Here is a 16,585-nt window from a genome sequence, read left to right on the forward strand (position 1 = left end):
CTGATTTCATAACATAAAAAAGCCGCGCAACTTCAATTTAACATCAGTTTACGCGACTTTTATTCTACTTTTAATTTAACGATGGTTGACGGATTACGTCGCCCGCTTTGTTTACTACAACCTTATACTCTTTTCCTAACTTAGACTCATAAAAAGTATAAAACATACCTTCTTTAGACGTTTTAACTTTTTTGAGCACTGCATTCTCACCGAGCTCATCTTTAGCATACTTTTCAGCAATTACTTTGGATTCTTGAGGTGAAATACTAGGTGCATTAGAAGTTTGTTGGTCTTTCACACGATATGACTTATCAAAAATGTGCGCTTTATTATTTTTATCTACTGTAACCCTATAAAAAGTATTGGGTTGTTCTTTATTTTCAAAAGTAAAAATATAATAATAAGCCCCTTGGCATGTACGATCAATACCATAATCATTATATGCATTAGCAGCATTATTATCTTTATTCACAAGTGTTTGTGCTTCTTTTTGTGCATCGGAAAACTTTGGTAAATTAGCATTTCCAATTTCCTTGTTTTTTAGATTGTGTGTCGTTTTTTCAGCTATTGGTACATATGCTTCGGCATTATAAGGTTCTTCTTGTTCAACATCTCTCACTGCTGCACTAATAGTATTATCACTGTTGTGATGGTCGTTACTTTTAGTTTCAGTTCGTTTATCATTGTCTGAACAACTAGAAATTGTTTCATGAACTTTTGCTAGTGCTTGCTGATTTGTAGCTATGAATAAAAGAAAACATAAACAACAAGCAAGAAGGAATGCCATGATTGATAAAATTAAATTTTTCAAGTTCATCCCCTTACTTACATTACTTTTTAATATTTCCTACATATTAGCATATTTTATTAACTCAAAACTTATATAGGCCACAATTTAAACCAATCGTAATCTCTGTAACATTAATATTACGCAATATGACTTTATTTAATCTTAATGTCATATTACGAGTGTTATATCGCACAAATTATATATATTAAAAAGAACGTACGTGTATAAGCCTACGTACGTTCTACTTTATTTATCATTTTTTAAGTTATGATCTTCTAAGGCTCGTTCTTATCATTTTTTCAACTAGAATAACAAACATACCAAGTATCATTACTACAACTGCCATATATAAAGGATATTCAAAGTTAACATCATATAACGTCCCGGCCACTAATGGTCCTATAAAATTCCCCATACTCGTAAAGGTGGAATTTAAACCGCCTGCAAAACCTTGTCGATCCCCTGCAATGTTAGAAAAATAATTCGTGATTGCAGGTCTAATCATATCAAAACCAATAAACACAATGAAGCTGATTAACATGATAGACCAATAACTATCCACAAATGTCAAAGCGAGTAATACAATTGCTGAATATATCAACGAATAATTGATAAATGTGAGTTCTTTAAAATGTTTCATGAATTTATCAAAGAAGAAGACTTGGAATACAGCACCTAGTATACCTCCACCAGTAATTGCAAATGAAATATCTAAAGGTGAATAATGTGCTTTATCTGCTGTATATAGCGGGAACAATGTTTCAAATGCTGATAAGCCAAAAGCAAGCACAAGGGTTAAGGTAATTGGTGTAAGAAAGACTTTCCAATCAATTTTAGTAAGTAATTCAGGTTGATACACTGTAAAACCATCTTGTGTTTCGTTTTTAGGATTTTTAAGCAAGATAATAGAAAGTACTAATGCTAAACAGCCACTGAAGCCTGCTACATAAAATGGTAGCCTATGAGAAAATTCAGCAAGAAATCCTCCTAGACCCGGTCCTAAAATAAAGCCTGAATTAATAATTGCTGACATATAACCAAAATTCTTAGCTTTATCTTTACCTATTGAAATATCTGCAATCATCCCAGTAACACCAGGCATAACCATACCAGCACTGAACCCACCAAGAATTCTGGACACAATTAAGAGTGAGAAAGTATGACTAGCGGCAAACAAGAATTCTGATATAGCAAAGAGCCCTAACCCAATACAAATAATTAATTTTTTACCTAATTTATCTGCTAACGTCCCACCAAATGGCGAGATAACCATTTGGGCCAATGCAAAGACGGCAACAAGAACCCCTAAATCGCTACCTTTTAATCCTAAATCTTTCAAATAGACAGGAAGAACTGGAACAACTAAACCAATACCTAAAAAGACCAAGAAAATATTAAAATATAAAATTACAAATTGCTTATTCACGTTTCTCACTCCATTCGTTTATACCATTCATATCATGATATGTTCTTTTAATATATATATAATATTAGAGTATTTTATAACATTAATACATCAAAAGACAATAGAAAATTTTGTTCATCTAAACACTTTTATATAAACTATAAAAAAGAACTTGTATACTATAGTTGTAATCAATTTTAAGAATGGAGGTTTCACATGGTATATCAAGTTGACGGAAAGACAATTGTGCTTGTTTTAGAGCGAGGCGAAGACATTGTAGAATCAGTGACAGATATAGCTAAAGAGCAAGGCGGTAAATTCGGTACAGTAAGTGGCATCGGTGCTTGTGACGATGTAGAACTTAATTTTTATAACATAGACACGAAAACTTATGAGAAAAAATCCTTTAAAGAACCATTAGAATTAATTAGTCTTTTAGGTAATATTTCTCACATCGATGACAAACCATTTGCGCATTTACATGCAACCTTTGGGACTAATACTTACGCAACACTTAGCGGTCATTTAACGAAAGCGGTCGTTTCAGCTACAGCCGAAATTGTAATCACTATGACCGACTTAGATATTAACCGTAAACATGATGAAGCAATTGGCCTTAATTTATTAAATTTATAACTGTATACTGACCAGTGGATAGCACGCAGACCCGTTGCACTATCCACTCATTAAAGACTGATGAAAAGTTTCCACATATACGTGATTCATCAGTCTTTACTTCTTTCCTAGCTTAAATTATTTAACCTTTCATTTAATCATTCTTTTAAAATATGTAACAGCTACAATCATTCTCTATTTTATTCAACTGTAAATCATTTAGTTATTAACAATTCATCATTATCATTGATATTTACATTTAAAAAATGTATTATATAATCTCATATTCAAAAATACGAGTTAATTTTCCCCTTAGCTTTTTAATATTAAAAGTTGGGATTTTTATCGGCATTTTTTATTTTTCAATAAAATTACTATCCTTAGTAATTTTCACAATATATTTAAATGCTTTATTCAGAAAGAAAGTAGGTGTATTTATGAAGGCTCGTTATATCGCTAGAACGGTATTTCTAATATTAATGATCATTTCTATTTTCTTTAATGAGTATTATCAATTTATGACTTTAAATTTATTTCTAGCATATGTGCCATTTGAACTATGCTTACTCTTAAATCTATTTAAACCTGTACATAAATACGAATGGCCACTATTTATTATTTTTGCCCTTATTTTCTTATTTATGGTACCTAACACACTTTATATGGTTACAGATTTAATTCACTTAAATCAATTTACATTCAATTTCTATCAAGGTTTAATATTAGTAGAATGGGCATATTTCACTTTTCTAGTATCAGCAGTGTTACTTGCACTGTATCTATTAATTTTAATGTTTTTAGAAATGGAAAAATTCACGCCTCACCTCTGGTTAAATAGAACAATAATCATTGCAATGATGTTTTTAAACGGTTTAGGCATTTATATTGGACGTTTCTTGCGTTTACATTCAGTCTATCTTATTAATGAACCGCTTCGCATTATCAATGAAGTATGGTCAAATTTAAATCTTGAAGCAATAGGCTTTGTGCTGTTGCTTGTAGTATTACAAGGCTTACTAATTTTATTTGCGAAAGGAGTACGAAGTGCAAGATGACATTTAACATTATAATTTTGCTTATTGTGCTTATCGTATTCCAATTAATTATTGGGCATCTATTGCATGATATAGGATTTTCATATACACGCAGTATCATACTCATGTGTCTGCCTTTAGGTATTGGATTATTTTATCTACAATTATTTTATTATGAACGCCACTTTCCTAATTGGAACGTACCTAAAAAAATAAGATTAAGGCTAAAATACATGTATATACTAACGTTCTTTGAATATGTTGCTTTATACATCTGTATTTTTAGATTGTAATTAATTTGAATTTTGATTATAAATATAAGTAAACCTAGAATATAACTTTAAGTTGAATAAAGGGCTGTTAAGTTTCCATAACGGAAACTTAACAGCCCTCTTTTTGTATTGAAATAAAATGGAACATTAATACATAAATCAAAAGTTGTAATTTGACCTTAACTACTCGACCACAAGTCTGCCTAGAAAAAGAATACAAGAGCGAAATCGCTGAAGCTCTTGCATAAACGTATTTTCAATTGAGTCAGCCACTGCCAATTTAATAATTGAGACTGAAACATATATTTTGTCTCAGCCTCATAATTCTAATCATCTTTCCTAGTTTATTCCAATATTGTTTATTGTTTGAGTGATTGTTTTACTTCTGTAACTGCGTTTGCAGAAACTTGTAATTGTGCTTGTTCATCTTCAGATAATTGTAATTCTACGATACGCTCTATACCTTTAGATCCTAAAATCGTTGGTACACCTAAACATATATCAGAGAAACTGTATTCTCCCTCTAATAGTGCAATACTTGGTAATAAACGTTTCTGATCTTTTAAAATTGCTTCAACCATACTATAGACTGCGGATGCAGGTGCATAATACGCTGAACCATTTCCAAGTAATTCTACGATTTCTGCGCCACCTTTTCGCGTACGTTCTACAATTTGTGTAATTTGCGAATCGTTCAAAAGTTTCTTCAGAGGCACGCCGTTTACATTTGTTGATGCTATTAAAGGTAACATCGTATCTCCATGGCCACCCAATACCAATCCTCTGATATCTTTAACCGATACATTGAGTGCTTCTGCAATAAATGTTTGGTATCTAGCTGTATCTAAGACCCCCGACTGTCCGATTACACGTTCCTTTGGAAATCCAGAGGCTTGTAATACAGAATAAGTCATGGCATCTACAGGATTTGTAAGCACGATTATTTTACATTCAGGTGAATGTTTTACAATTTCTTTTGTTACATCATGCATCACAGCTTCGTTGATTTGAACTAAGTCATCACGACTCATACCAGGTTTGCGTGCCACACCGGCAGTGATGACAACTACATCAGAGTTGGCTGAATCAGCATAATCAATAGATCCTGTTACACTAACGTCGAAACCGTATATCGGACTACTTTCCAATATATCTAGTGCTTTTCCTTTCACAAGGCCTTCACTCTCCGGACGGTCTATGAGTACGACATCTGCGAGTTCTTGTTGGGCCACAATAAAAGCTAATGTTGCGCCAGTATTTCCAGCACCTATAATCGAAACTTTTTGCTTTGTCATAATGCAATCCCCCTATATCGTCAATACATATTGTATGTTTATTATAACATCCAAATTATGTATCGCGCTATTTAAATCATAAGAACCTTAAATTTAATTTAGGGGTAATATCAATCTTATTTTTGCTTTCTTTGTCGTTTGAACCATTTCCAAATAACAAAAATAATTAAAATAGCTAAAATAATATAAATAATACGAGAATATATATCCATATAATAAACAATTGTGTGCCAATTACCACCTACAGCTTGGCCTAAATAAATTAATACTGCGTTCCAAATAATAGTACCTACCGTAGTAAATAGTATGAATAAGGGGATATTCATACGCGTTAAACCAGCAGGTATTGAAATTAAACTTCTCAATAAAGGAATAAAGCGACAGAAAAAGACTGTCCAATAACCATATTTTTCAAACCATTGAATTGTCTTATCTAAATCTTTCGTCTTTAAACGCAAAATCTTTCCATATTTATCTACAATACGGTACAAATTACGTTCACCAATCCAAGCGCCTATACCATATAACACAATTGCTCCGACTACAGAACCAATTGTCGAGGTAATTAAAACGCCAGTATAGCCTAAGCCAGATTGGGTAGTCATAAAACCACCGAATGTTAAAATGATTTCAGATGGAATTGGTGGAAATATATTTTCTAAAAAGATAAGTAGGCCTATGCCCCAATATCCATATTGCTCCATAAATTGTGTAATCCACTGTTCCATTTACTTCCTCCTATTTTGTTCGATAATACATGATATTTATTACTTTGGACGTTCATAAATTAAAATAAATTATTTGCCGCTGCATATAAATAAAGTGATGCAGCGAATAATGCCATAGATAAAACCGTTAATATTAATGATAATAATGCAGTACGCTTGTAATGTTTTATAAATGCTACAAATAATATACCCGCGTTATAAAAGAAAAACAGCCCAAATAGCGTCATCATTAAAGTTATATCAGGGAATGCTAAATTTAAAATTGCGATGACAAGTGCAAATCCTAAAAACGGGAAATTAATAAAATTACGTTGAAATTTAAGTTGATTTCTTTGATGTTGTTCGTTCTGTGTATTCATGAGTTTCGCTCCTTCAACATGTACTTTAAGGGATATCGTGGCCTAGGGAAGCTGTATAAATATCAAACCATTCTTGATCTGTAATTGTTACTTCTAAACCTTCGATTGCTTCGTCAATACGTTCTATTTTATGAGTACCTAATACAGGCATGATTGTTGCTGGGTGTTTATTTAACCATGCCATGACAATGCCATTCACACTAGAATGATATTTTTGTGCCAAGGGTGAAATTACGGCCATAATTCGAACAGATTTTTCATCTTCTAAATCGAACAATTTACCGCCTGCCATAGGACTCCATGACATCATTTTAACATTATCTTTATACATATGATTCATCAAACCATTTTCAAGTACATCTATAGTATATGGCGAAATTTCTAATTGGTTTAATGTAATATGCAACTTATCAGAAACAAGATGTTTGCTCAATAAATCATATTCTGATTTATTAAAATTAGAAACACCAAATGATTTCACTTTCCCTTCATTAACCAACGCAGTGATTGCTTCAGTCACTTCTTGAGGATCCATTAATGGTGACGGTCTGTGAATAAGTAGTGAATCCAGATGATCTACTTGCAACTCTTGCAGAGAACGATCTACAGACGTTCGAATATGATGCTTACTATGATCATAACGGTGACCGTTTGCTCCATGTATACGTTCTGAAGGCAACACAATGCCACATTTAGTAACAATCTCCATTTGTTCACGTAATTGAGGAGATAATTTCAGTGCCTCTCCAAATATGCCTTCACATGAGTATCCACCATATATATCAGCATGATCCATAGTAGTAATACCACGTTCTACTAATTCATTGAGATAACGATTTAATTGTTGTGGCGTCCACTGCCAATCTTTTGCTCTCCAGAAACCTTGTATTACCTTTGAAAATGAAACATGTTGATTAATCTTTACTTTATCCATATTACCAACACCCCTTTTAGTATTTAAAAAATTAAGTGAATTGTAGCATGTCTAATTGGTTGCGTATGCGATTAACATCTATTTGTTCGCCAATAAGCACAATGGTTAAAGGCATGGATGCATCGATAACTTGATAGTCTGGCAAACCAAACGCATATTGAAATTCATATGTATCATTTGGCATATCACGAAACTTAACGTATCCCTTTAATCTTAAAACATTATCTGGCAACCGTAAAATAAATTGATAGAATAGTTGCCTATCTATTGGTCCAGTAAACTGATATTGCATACTATTAATCCCATGATGATGTGTATGTTGTTTCATATTTTGTCCTTCATTTTTTGTAACTGAAATTAATTGTTCCATATCTAAATTTGCATAACTCGTATAGAAGATCGGCGCATATGGATTAATTTCAAAAGTTTCATTTATACGTTCCCGCTCTACTTCATCAATCAAATCCATTTTATTGACTACAACTGTATGGCTCGCAGATAATTGTTCTTCCATCAATTGTGTTGTACTATGACTATATTGGGCTCTGGTCAAAAATCTTGGAGCGTCAACTAAGCCAATAACGACTGGTGGATTAACGTTTGCAATGATTTCAGGATCTTGACATGCCGCAATAATTTCGATTGGATGTGCTATACCTGTCGCTTCAATAATAATGTGGTGCATTGCACTTTTGTTTAGAAAATGTTTTAATTGTTTTATTAAATCTTGTTGCAAGTCACAACATACGCAACCATTTAATATTGACGCAACCTCAATATCATCGCCGATTGCACGGCTATCTACATCTAAATTGCCGTATTCATTTACGATGATACTCGGGTTTTCATCATTACTTAGTAAATATTTTACATAATTACTGAGAAAAGTAGTTTTTCCACTACCTAAAAAACCTGTTATGATTGTAATTGACGTTTTTGGATTTTTAATTTTTTTCATATAACCACTCATTTCTTAATACAAATGTCTGCATAAAAGTACAATTATTCGTATAATTAAACTTTTACTTGATAAAACTTTAGATTTCTTCTAAACTTTATACGTACACTACATTTTAGCATGGCACAGTGCAAAAGTGTTTTGAGGAAGTGTCACACACACATCATAAGACGGATTCAGGTCCGATACAGAAGAAAACGGATAGAATGTCTGGAGGAGAACTTTATGTCTGAACCACTTAATTTAAAAGAACAACTTTGTTTCAGTTTGTATAATGCTCAAAGACAAGTAAATCGCTATTACTCAAATAATGTCTTTAAGAAATACAAACTGACTTATCCACAGTTTTTAGTTTTAACAATCTTATGGGCTGATTCACCTGTCAATGTTAAGAAAGTCGTTACTGAATTGGCACTTGATACTGGTACTGTATCTCCATTACTTAAAAGAATGGAACAAGTTGACCTAATCAAACGCGAGCGTTCTGAAATCGATCAACGTGAAGTATTCATTCATTTAACTGATAAGAGCGAAGCAATTCGCCCTGAATTAGATACAGCTTGTCAAGATGTTGCAGTAGCATCTTCATTAAGCTCAGATGAATCTAAAGAACTAAATCGATTACTTTCAAAAGTAATCACTGCCTTCACAGAAGAAAAAGCAAAATAATTTTTCAATGGCAATGGTAAATATTAGATAGTTCTTCTATCAAAATTTATTCATTAAATATACTTGATTTATGATGAGAGCTCAAACACATTTGTGTTTGAGCTCCATTTTTTTTTTACTTATAAGCAAAATAATGTAACTTTTCGTTTATGAAACATTCATCTCAACCATTTGATATAAATAGCCTCTTGCTTTAATTAGAGATGGATAACTACCAGTTTCTACGATTTCCCCTTCACTCATAACTACAATTTTATCAAAATACGGTAGCAACCTTAAATCATGAGTTGCAACAACTAAGGTTTGAGCTTTGGCATGAATGCTATCCATTACGCTATCTGTATGATATATGTCGAGTGCTGTAGTAGGTTCATCCATAATCCAAATTGGTGCATCTCTTAATAATAATCTTGCAATTCCAAGTCTTTGTATTTCACCACCTGATAATGTATTACCAGATATGGTAATGTCTCTATCTAAATCGATATGACCCAAACCTAAATCAACTAAAATGTTGCGTAGCTCAGCATCATCTTTTTCAGTAAACAAGTTCTCTCTCACTGTGCCATCAAATAACTGTTGTGTTTGTAATAGGGCATTGATTTGACTATATTTTTCTTCATCTACGATATTTGTAATATCTTGATGATTTAATAATATCTCCCCTTTATCACTTTGATACAAACCTAACATGAGTTGCAATAACGAACTTTTACCGGATCCTGAAGGCCCAATAATAGCAACATGTTCGCCTTTATCAATGGATAATTGGATATCTTGTAATACATAACTTGCTTGGTTCCAATATTTGAAGTTGAGGTCTCGAACCTCGTACAACGGCTCGGTAGGTAAAACTTCTAAATGCATTGCTTCCTCGCCCTGCTTCATAGGATGAGCAATCACTTCATTAATATCATGGAAAGCTTCGTCAGTATCCGCTTTAAAGTAAGCTACATTGCTCATAGGTATGGCCTGTTCAAAAAGTGTCAACATCATTAATACAATACTTGTTAAATAAACAACGTCTAATTCTTGATTTTGTACTTGAACCACACCTAAATACAGTGTGAAAAATAATGCAATCATCGAAACAATATTTAGACTATATTCGTATAACGATAAAAATCGTTGCTCTTTTGCTTGAGCTGCTTCATAGTCATTCAATTGATTAAGCACTTGTTTTTTGTAAAATTCTGTTCGACCAAAACGATCCAACTCTTCATAACCTTCTTTATAATCATAAAATCGGTTTAAAAAATCACCTTGAACGTCGTTAACTTGTCTTTTCAATATACGTGCACGCTTAGCACTTAACCATGGTATTACTACTAAGGTAGCAATCATACTAATACATATGATAATTGCATGTACATATGAGAAGTAAATCATTACGATTGTAGAAATGATTGCTGTAACGCCGATTACTACAGGTGGATAATAAACACGCAAGTATATATTTTGCAGTGCTTCAACTCTGCCAATCATTCGTGCGATTAAATCACTGGAATTAAATTTTCGATATACGTCGGGAACCACCGGAATTAAATGTTTAAAAAATTGAACCCTAACGTTTCTAAGCATTGTAAAAGTCGCTCTATGTGATAGCAATCTTTCAATATATCTGGCAATTGCTCTTATAAATCCAAATAATTTTACTGAAGCTATCAGAACCATTAATGCAAATAACGGAGCACCCAGCGCACTTTGCGTTACCATATAACCACTTAAAAAGAACATGCTAAGTGCTACTAAACTTCCTAGAACACCCACAATAATCGAAAGTATCAAATCTCTATCTATTTTAAATTGAATATGTGGCTTCATGTTACGTCACCACCTTTATCATTGTTTCTTCTCTCTCGTGTATCTATCGATGTCAAATAGCCATTTTCAATATATATACGTCTATCAGCATTTTTAATAGTATTTTCTCTATGTGCAATCGTAATTACAGTTGTATCTACAAATTGTTGTGCAATTATATCTTGTATAATATTTTCTGTTTTCACATCTAAGCCAGTAGCAGGCTCATCAAAGATAAGTACGTCTGGTTGAATCATTAGTACTCGAGATAGTTCTACACGCCTCATTTGACCGCCTGAGAGCATCTCACCGCCCTCTCCAATCCATGTATCTAATCCATCCTTTAAAGATAGTACTTTTTCTTTTAAATCAACATCTTCTAATACTTTTAATATTTTGTTTTCATCTATAGATTGAAACATAGTAATATTATCGCGTATAGAAGCATTAAAGATATAGGGCATTTGACTTAAAAAGCCTAATTTCAAGTTAGCATTTTGATAAGTCACTTCACCTGACTGAGCATCGAAACGTTGTACAATAACCTGTGCTAGTGTAGATTTACCGGCACCACTTTTCCCGACGAGCGCAATTTGCTCTCCTCTAGAAATATTCAAATTAATATTATTTAAAGCATTTTGTTGTGCATCATCGTATTTAAAGCTAACATTCGCCAATTTAATTAATGCAGATTGTTGTGCATTAACACGTACTTCAGGTTTCAATGCTTTTTCTTGTTTATCTAATAATTCGAAAACCACATCGCTCGATCCTTCACTTTGCTTTCCAGTGTGGAACGATTGTCCCAAATCTTTAATAGCATTATAAAATTCAGGCGCTAATATGATTGCAATGGCAGCTGTTTTAAAATCAATACTATTGAATAAAATCAATCCTAACCCAGCTTCTAAAGCTACAAGACCAATCCCAAGCATACTGATAAATTCAAGCATGAGCCCGGATAGAAAAGCACTTTTTAAAATACGCATAGTTAAATCTCTGAATGTCGTACTTTCTTCATATAATTCTTGTTCTGTCTGAGCTGTTCTATTAAAAAGTTTTAAAGTGATAAGTCCTTTAACTTTGTTTAAAAATTGCTGACTGAATTGGTTTAAATAGGTCATTTTATCTTTAGATTCATCACGTGTTTTTAATCCAAAAATAATATAAAAAAGAGGAATAAATGGTGCAGTGACTATCATAATTAAAGCCGTATTTAAATGAATAAAACACATAGCAACAATGATAAACAATGGAATCATCATTGATTTAAATACTTGTGGGAAATAACTATTAAAAAATGGAACAATTCCATCAATACTTTCAGTCAAGGTATTCATTTGAACCCCAATTGGCTCTTTTGACTGTTTTAAAATAAGTTGGCGTCGCAAATCATATTTCACTTTTGTAGACATGCGATTACCTATCATTTGATTTATTGTATTAAATGTTGCACGTGCGATTAAAATAAATAATGTAAACAGTAATAGTATTAACAAATTTTGGTTCGTTTCTAATAACATTGCATTTAAAATTTCTGCAATAGAAATATTCTGAACGACCACGGTAATAGCTAATAATGTACTGATTACAAACATGAACATTGGGTATATTTTATATTTAAATGCTAAATTTGTTAATCTTTTCACAATTATCACCTGCCACATATTATAAACTGATTCATTGAAAATTAAATGAATTCGCTCATTATTATTAGTACTTTTTTATGTTAATTTCATATTTCAGACATAATTAGAAATTTCTCTTTTTCAATGCTTGAATTCCTTTTATTATATTAATCTCAGTCTTTAGTCTAAAATTACATTTATATGTGGCGCGTTACATTTTTATTGTGCTATCATTATAAAATGAAAATCTATGAAATTTAATTAGTAATATGAAAGTAGGTAAATTATGTTAATACTTGAATTGATTAAAGGACTTATTCTAGGTATTGTTGAGGGGTTAACAGAGTTTGCACCTGTTTCTTCAACAGGTCACATGATCCTTATCGATGACATGTGGTTAAAATCAAGTGAATTTTTAGGATCAGAATCAGCTTTTACCTTTAAAATTGTAATACAACTTGGTTCTGTTTTTGCGGGTGCATGGGTATTCCGTGAACGTTATTTCGAAATGCTTCATATTGGTAAGTACAGAGCATCTTCTATCGATGGCGTTGGTCAAAAACCGAATCGCTTAAACTTACTACATATTATTGTCGGTATGATTCCTGCAGGTATCCTTGGGTTATTATTTGATGACGTTATTCAAAAATACTTATTCAGTGTACCAACTGTAATGATTGGATTGTTTATTGGCGCTATTTATATGATCATAGCCGATATTTATAGTAAAAAAGTTACAAACCCACAATCAGTTGACCAAATCAATTATGTTCAAGCATTTATAATTGGACTATCACAAGCAGTTGCAATGTGGCCTGGTTTCAGTAGATCTGGTTCTACAATATCTACGGGTGTATTAATGAAGATGGATCACAAATCAGCATCAGACTTCACTTTCATTATGGCTGTTCCTGTAATGCTAGCAGCTAGTGGTTTATCACTTGTTAAAAACTTTGAATATATTCATTTAGACCATATTGGTTTTTATGCATTAGGCTTTATTGCTGCCTTCGTTGTAGGTTTAATTGCAATTAAGACATTCTTGTACTTAATTAGTAAAGTTAAATTAATTCCTTTTGCTATATATAGAATTGTTTTAGTTATTATTATCGCTATCCTTTATTTCGGTTTCGGTATTGGACAAGGTATTACAGGCGAATAATATTTCAATGGACTCTATGTGCTTATGCATCAATATAACTCAATGTTTTGAAACAGTGAAACAGAAATCTAATTTTTCTAATAAAGTTTCGTTGTATAAACTCAGATTAATAAAGCTGACTAGCAAAAGAATGCAAGTGCTTTTTTAGTTCAGTTAGCTACTACCAAAATAATAATCGAGGCTAAGACACAAATTTGTCTTAGCCTCTTCTGTTTATTATCGCTATCATAAATGACGTATATCTTTCTGTACAGACTGTATTTAGCGTTTATTTTCGTGTATTATAGGGTAATGTGTAGATAGTATAAAAGTAAATGGAGGCAACGAGTATGGACAAAAAGCAATTAATCAAAACAATCATCACAGTAGCACCTGTGTTTTTAGTACCGCTAATCGTTGAACGCAAACGTATTAAGGATCATCCTGATGTGAAAAAAGCAAGTGACGCAACAGTTAGTGCTTCTAAAACAGTTGCAGATAAATCTGTACGCGTTAAAGATAACGTTGTAGAAAAATCTTCTCACGCAAAAGACTACGTTGCAGATAAAAAACATGACATGGATCAAAAACGTGAACTTAAACGTATCGCGAAAGAACATGATCCAGCCTATATTGAGAAAAAAGGCGAAAAATTAGAAAAAGAAAATCGCAAAGAAGCAGATAAAATGAACAAACTTCTGCAAAAAAATATAGACAAACGTCATAAAGAAGAAGAAAAAGCACGTCAAGATAATAAGAAACAACGTATCAAAGACATGAAAAAATCAAATAAACACATGGAAAAAGTTGGATTAACTCCAGGTAAACTTGATGATGAAACAGAGAAAAAAGGCGAAAAACTAGAAAAAGAAAATCGCAAAGAAGTAAGCAAGCTTGATAAATTACTGCAAAAGAATATAGACAAACGTCATAAAGAAGAAGAAAAAGTGCAAGAGAAAAACAAAAAAGCACGCTTATCTGAATTCAAAAAATATAAAGACTACGTGGCCAAAAGTGTTGTTAAACAAAACAAAGAAGAAAATGGTAAATAAGCCTAATGACACAAGTCATTATTGATGGAGATGCTTGTCCTGTAACCAATTCAGTAATTGAATTGACTGAAGGGACAGGCATTTTTGTTACCGTTGTTCGTAGCTTCAGTCACTTTTCTACAGTAGTACAACCAGACCACGTGAATATTATCTATGTAGACGATGGACCAGACGCTGTTGATTTTAGAATTGTAAAACTGGTACGCCCTAGTGACATTGTGATCACACAAGACTATGGCTTAGCCAGCTTACTTTTAAACAAGACGAAAATAGTTATGCATCATAAAGGTTACATCTACACGCAACAAAATATTGATACATTATTAGAGCAACGTCATGCGAGTGCTCAATTTAGACGAAGCGGCGGACGTACAAAAGGCCCCTCAGCTTTTACTGATCAAGATGTAGCTGAATTTGAAGCTATCTTTTCGTCTATCATAGCAAATCAGATGTCGAACAAGGAGGAATAAAAATGAAAAGTATTGCGGTGTATTGTGGTGCCAGTAAAGGAAACGATGAAACCTATATTACTGAAGCTTATCAGTTAGGTAAGTATATGGCTGAACAAGGTTATGAATTAATATTTGGTGCTGGTTCTGTAGGTATCATGGGCGCTATTCAAGACGGCGTATTAGATCATGGCGGTCGTGCTGTAGGCATCATGCCAAATATGTTAAATGAAAAAGAAATCACAAGTGGAAAATTAAGCGAGTTGATACTAGTAGATTCTATGCATGAAAGAAAAAATAAAATGGCTGAATTAGCTGATGCTTTTGTAATGGCTCCAGGTGGCGCAGGTTCATTAGAAGAATTTTTCGAAATGTATAGTTGGTCTCAAATCGGTATTCACGAGAAACCTATTGCCGTGTTCAATATCAATGGTTTTTTCGAGCCCTTACAAGCACTTTTAGATCACATGATTCAAGAAGGTTTCATAGATTCTAAATACAAAAACCTTGCTCCTTTGTGCAATACGAAAGAATCACTATTCGAAGCGATAAACAATTATAAACCACTTGGCATTAGAACTTATGATTAAATATATCGTATAAAAACATAACGTTGGGATATAAATCCTAAACTTCAATAAAAGGAGATAAGATTTCTCAAATCTTATCTCCTTTTATGTTATTATGCGCTTTCTAACAAAAAAGTTCGCACATTCATTTCACTACATCTTCCTATAGTAAAAGCGTTATTAATTGTTTTAGAATCATAGCCGCAACAATTAAAATGATAATAGCAGACGCTTTATTTAATATCAGAATGTATTTACCTGTTTTATCAACGTTACCTATCATTTTTCCAGAAATTGCTAAAAAGAAAAACCAAACCCATGATATAACTATAGTTGAAATAGTAAACACGACTTTATCCAAACCATCATAAATAGCCCCATTCGTTCCAATGACCCCAATCGTGTCCATAATTGCATGTGGGTTCAGTAACGATACAGAAATCGCAAAACCAACTTGCTTCTTCGCTGTCATTGGTCGATAACGCTTCACTTCATCTGGCCTTACTTTCCATAACGACCAAACCATATATAATAAAAAAACGAAACCTATACAATAAATAGTAACTTGCAATATGGGAAATGAGAGTAAAATAACCGATACACCCAACACTGCCAACACAATAAGAAATGTATCACACAGACCTGCTGTAATAATTACGGGTAACGACTTATATATACGCTTATGATTGGCACCTTGATTAAATACAAATACATTTTGCGCACCCAATGGTAAAATCAACCCCAGCGCTAGTAAAAAGCCGTGAGCTAATGGTTGAAACATGTTTATTCCTCATTTCTCAATTTTAAATTTACAAAATTAAACCAGACCAATTTCAAAATCTTTTTCCATTAAAAATATATGAATATAAGGTCTATAAGTACTA

The 16,585-nt window shown here is 32.7% G+C and carries 18 protein-coding genes; 8 read left to right on the plus strand and 10 right to left on the minus strand.

What is annotated here, in order from left to right:
- Nucleotides 1-70: 70 nt before the first annotated feature.
- A complete protein-coding gene (locus AAA453_RS12680; RefSeq protein ID WP_427705282.1) occupies nucleotides 71-811 on the minus strand; it encodes a hypothetical protein in 741 nt (246 codons plus the stop codon).
- A gap of 244 nt (nucleotides 812-1,055) precedes the next feature.
- Nucleotides 1,056-2,216 carry a multidrug efflux MFS transporter NorA gene (norA, locus tag AAA453_RS12685; protein ID WP_069832674.1) on the minus strand — a complete coding sequence of 387 codons (1,161 nt, stop codon included), beginning with the start codon at nucleotides 2,214-2,216 and terminating at the stop codon, nucleotides 1,056-1,058.
- Between the two features lie 195 nt (nucleotides 2,217-2,411).
- Here norA and AAA453_RS12690 point away from each other — a divergent pair, with 195 nt between their 5' ends.
- The 3 genes from AAA453_RS12690 (at nucleotide 2,412) to AAA453_RS12700 (ending at nucleotide 4,137) form a co-directional block, all read left to right on the plus strand.
- Complete coding sequence (locus AAA453_RS12690) at nucleotides 2,412-2,831, plus strand: PPC domain-containing DNA-binding protein (RefSeq protein ID WP_069832673.1); 420 nt, start codon at nucleotides 2,412-2,414, stop codon at nucleotides 2,829-2,831.
- Nucleotides 2,832-3,247: 416 nt separating this feature from the next.
- Nucleotides 3,248-3,865 (plus strand): DUF1361 domain-containing protein, encoded by a 618-nt coding sequence (locus AAA453_RS12695; RefSeq protein WP_069815278.1) that lies wholly within the window; start codon nucleotides 3,248-3,250, stop codon nucleotides 3,863-3,865.
- On the plus strand, nucleotides 3,862-4,137 hold the full coding sequence (locus AAA453_RS12700; RefSeq protein WP_081325302.1) for a hypothetical protein: 276 nt from the start codon (nucleotides 3,862-3,864) through the stop codon (nucleotides 4,135-4,137). The genes AAA453_RS12695 and AAA453_RS12700 overlap by 4 nt, the downstream gene beginning before the upstream one ends.
- 338 nt (nucleotides 4,138-4,475) lie before the next feature.
- On the opposite strand, the gene mdh is transcribed toward AAA453_RS12700, so the two are convergent.
- The 5 genes from mdh to AAA453_RS12725 all read right to left on the minus strand — a co-directional run bounded on the left by mdh (nucleotide 4,476) and on the right by AAA453_RS12725 (nucleotide 8,390).
- Nucleotides 4,476-5,411: a malate dehydrogenase gene (mdh, locus tag AAA453_RS12705; RefSeq protein ID WP_427705284.1), complete on the minus strand. Its 936-nt coding sequence runs from the start codon at nucleotides 5,409-5,411 to the stop codon at nucleotides 4,476-4,478.
- Between the two features lie 116 nt (nucleotides 5,412-5,527).
- Nucleotides 5,528-6,139 (minus strand): DedA family protein, encoded by a 612-nt coding sequence (locus AAA453_RS12710; protein WP_069832670.1) that lies wholly within the window; start codon nucleotides 6,137-6,139, stop codon nucleotides 5,528-5,530.
- Between the two features lie 59 nt (nucleotides 6,140-6,198).
- Complete coding sequence (locus tag AAA453_RS12715) at nucleotides 6,199-6,498, minus strand: hypothetical protein (RefSeq protein WP_069815272.1); 300 nt, start codon at nucleotides 6,496-6,498, stop codon at nucleotides 6,199-6,201.
- Nucleotides 6,499-6,523: 25 nt separating this feature from the next.
- Entirely contained in the window at nucleotides 6,524-7,432 is a 909-nt protein-coding gene (locus AAA453_RS12720) for an aldo/keto reductase (protein ID WP_427705286.1), read from the minus strand.
- Between the two features lie 31 nt (nucleotides 7,433-7,463).
- Nucleotides 7,464-8,390 carry a CobW family GTP-binding protein gene (locus AAA453_RS12725; protein WP_285323620.1) on the minus strand — a complete coding sequence of 309 codons (927 nt, stop codon included), beginning with the start codon at nucleotides 8,388-8,390 and terminating at the stop codon, nucleotides 7,464-7,466.
- Nucleotides 8,391-8,615: 225 nt separating this feature from the next.
- Here AAA453_RS12725 and AAA453_RS12730 point away from each other — a divergent pair, with 225 nt between their 5' ends.
- Nucleotides 8,616-9,059 (plus strand): MarR family winged helix-turn-helix transcriptional regulator, encoded by a 444-nt coding sequence (locus AAA453_RS12730; RefSeq protein ID WP_069815266.1) that lies wholly within the window; start codon nucleotides 8,616-8,618, stop codon nucleotides 9,057-9,059.
- Between the two features lie 147 nt (nucleotides 9,060-9,206).
- Here the strand turns inward: AAA453_RS12730 and cydC are convergent, their stop codons facing one another.
- Together cydC and AAA453_RS12740 are read right to left on the minus strand one after the other, a co-directional pair.
- Entirely contained in the window at nucleotides 9,207-10,883 is a 1,677-nt protein-coding gene (cydC, locus tag AAA453_RS12735) for a thiol reductant ABC exporter subunit CydC (RefSeq protein ID WP_427705289.1), read from the minus strand.
- Entirely contained in the window at nucleotides 10,880-12,511 is a 1,632-nt protein-coding gene (locus AAA453_RS12740; RefSeq protein ID WP_427705291.1) for an ABC transporter ATP-binding protein/permease, read from the minus strand. The genes cydC and AAA453_RS12740 overlap by 4 nt, the downstream gene beginning before the upstream one ends.
- Nucleotides 12,512-12,776: 265 nt before the next feature.
- Here AAA453_RS12740 and AAA453_RS12745 point away from each other — a divergent pair, with 265 nt between their 5' ends.
- The 4 genes from AAA453_RS12745 (at nucleotide 12,777) to AAA453_RS12760 (ending at nucleotide 15,722) form a co-directional block, all read left to right on the plus strand.
- Nucleotides 12,777-13,652, plus strand: coding sequence for an undecaprenyl-diphosphate phosphatase (locus AAA453_RS12745; protein ID WP_069815260.1), 876 nt, complete (start codon nucleotides 12,777-12,779; stop codon nucleotides 13,650-13,652).
- Between the two features lie 329 nt (nucleotides 13,653-13,981).
- Entirely contained in the window at nucleotides 13,982-14,683 is a 702-nt protein-coding gene (locus AAA453_RS12750; protein WP_021339403.1) for a hypothetical protein, read from the plus strand.
- 5 nt (nucleotides 14,684-14,688) lie between these two features.
- On the plus strand, nucleotides 14,689-15,153 hold the full coding sequence (locus tag AAA453_RS12755) for a YaiI/YqxD family protein (protein ID WP_069815257.1): 465 nt from the start codon (nucleotides 14,689-14,691) through the stop codon (nucleotides 15,151-15,153).
- Nucleotides 15,154-15,155: 2 nt separating this feature from the next.
- A complete protein-coding gene (locus AAA453_RS12760; RefSeq protein ID WP_002508350.1) occupies nucleotides 15,156-15,722 on the plus strand; it encodes a TIGR00730 family Rossman fold protein in 567 nt (188 codons plus the stop codon).
- A 142-nt stretch (nucleotides 15,723-15,864) separates the two neighbouring features.
- Here the strand turns inward: AAA453_RS12760 and AAA453_RS12765 are convergent, their stop codons facing one another.
- Nucleotides 15,865-16,482: a LysE/ArgO family amino acid transporter gene (locus tag AAA453_RS12765; RefSeq protein WP_427705294.1), complete on the minus strand. Its 618-nt coding sequence runs from the start codon at nucleotides 16,480-16,482 to the stop codon at nucleotides 15,865-15,867.
- Between the last annotated feature and the right edge of the window lie 103 nt (nucleotides 16,483-16,585).

The organism is Staphylococcus parequorum (assembly GCF_039237145.1).
In the GTDB taxonomy this organism is placed as follows: domain Bacteria; phylum Bacillota; class Bacilli; order Staphylococcales; family Staphylococcaceae; genus Staphylococcus; species Staphylococcus equorum_A.

Bases quoted from the DNA above. Each gene is read 5' to 3' on its own strand.
- AAA453_RS12765 (WP_427705294.1), bottom strand. From the start codon at position 16,482: ATGTTTCAACCATTAGCTCACGGCTTTTTACTAGCGCTGGGGTTGATT.
- AAA453_RS12690 (WP_069832673.1), top strand. From the start codon at position 2,412: ATGGTATATCAAGTTGACGGAAAGACAATTGTGCTTGTTTTAGAGCGA.
- mdh (WP_427705284.1), bottom strand. From the start codon at position 5,411: ATGACAAAGCAAAAAGTTTCGATTATAGGTGCTGGAAATACTGGCGCA.
- AAA453_RS12725 (WP_285323620.1), bottom strand. From the start codon at position 8,390: ATGAAAAAAATTAAAAATCCAAAAACGTCAATTACAATCATAACAGGT.
- cydC (WP_427705289.1), bottom strand. From the start codon at position 10,883: ATGAAGCCACATATTCAATTTAAAATAGATAGAGATTTGATACTTTCG.
- AAA453_RS12745 (WP_069815260.1), top strand. From the start codon at position 12,777: ATGTTAATACTTGAATTGATTAAAGGACTTATTCTAGGTATTGTTGAG.
- AAA453_RS12710 (WP_069832670.1), bottom strand. From the start codon at position 6,139: ATGGAACAGTGGATTACACAATTTATGGAGCAATATGGATATTGGGGC.
- AAA453_RS12755 (WP_069815257.1), top strand. From the start codon at position 14,689: ATGACACAAGTCATTATTGATGGAGATGCTTGTCCTGTAACCAATTCA.
- AAA453_RS12730 (WP_069815266.1), top strand. From the start codon at position 8,616: ATGTCTGAACCACTTAATTTAAAAGAACAACTTTGTTTCAGTTTGTAT.
- AAA453_RS12715 (WP_069815272.1), bottom strand. From the start codon at position 6,498: ATGAATACACAGAACGAACAACATCAAAGAAATCAACTTAAATTTCAA.
- AAA453_RS12750 (WP_021339403.1), top strand. From the start codon at position 13,982: ATGGACAAAAAGCAATTAATCAAAACAATCATCACAGTAGCACCTGTG.
- AAA453_RS12760 (WP_002508350.1), top strand. From the start codon at position 15,156: ATGAAAAGTATTGCGGTGTATTGTGGTGCCAGTAAAGGAAACGATGAA.
- AAA453_RS12720 (WP_427705286.1), bottom strand. From the start codon at position 7,432: ATGGATAAAGTAAAGATTAATCAACATGTTTCATTTTCAAAGGTAATA.
- AAA453_RS12695 (WP_069815278.1), top strand. From the start codon at position 3,248: ATGAAGGCTCGTTATATCGCTAGAACGGTATTTCTAATATTAATGATC.
- AAA453_RS12700 (WP_081325302.1), top strand. From the start codon at position 3,862: ATGACATTTAACATTATAATTTTGCTTATTGTGCTTATCGTATTCCAA.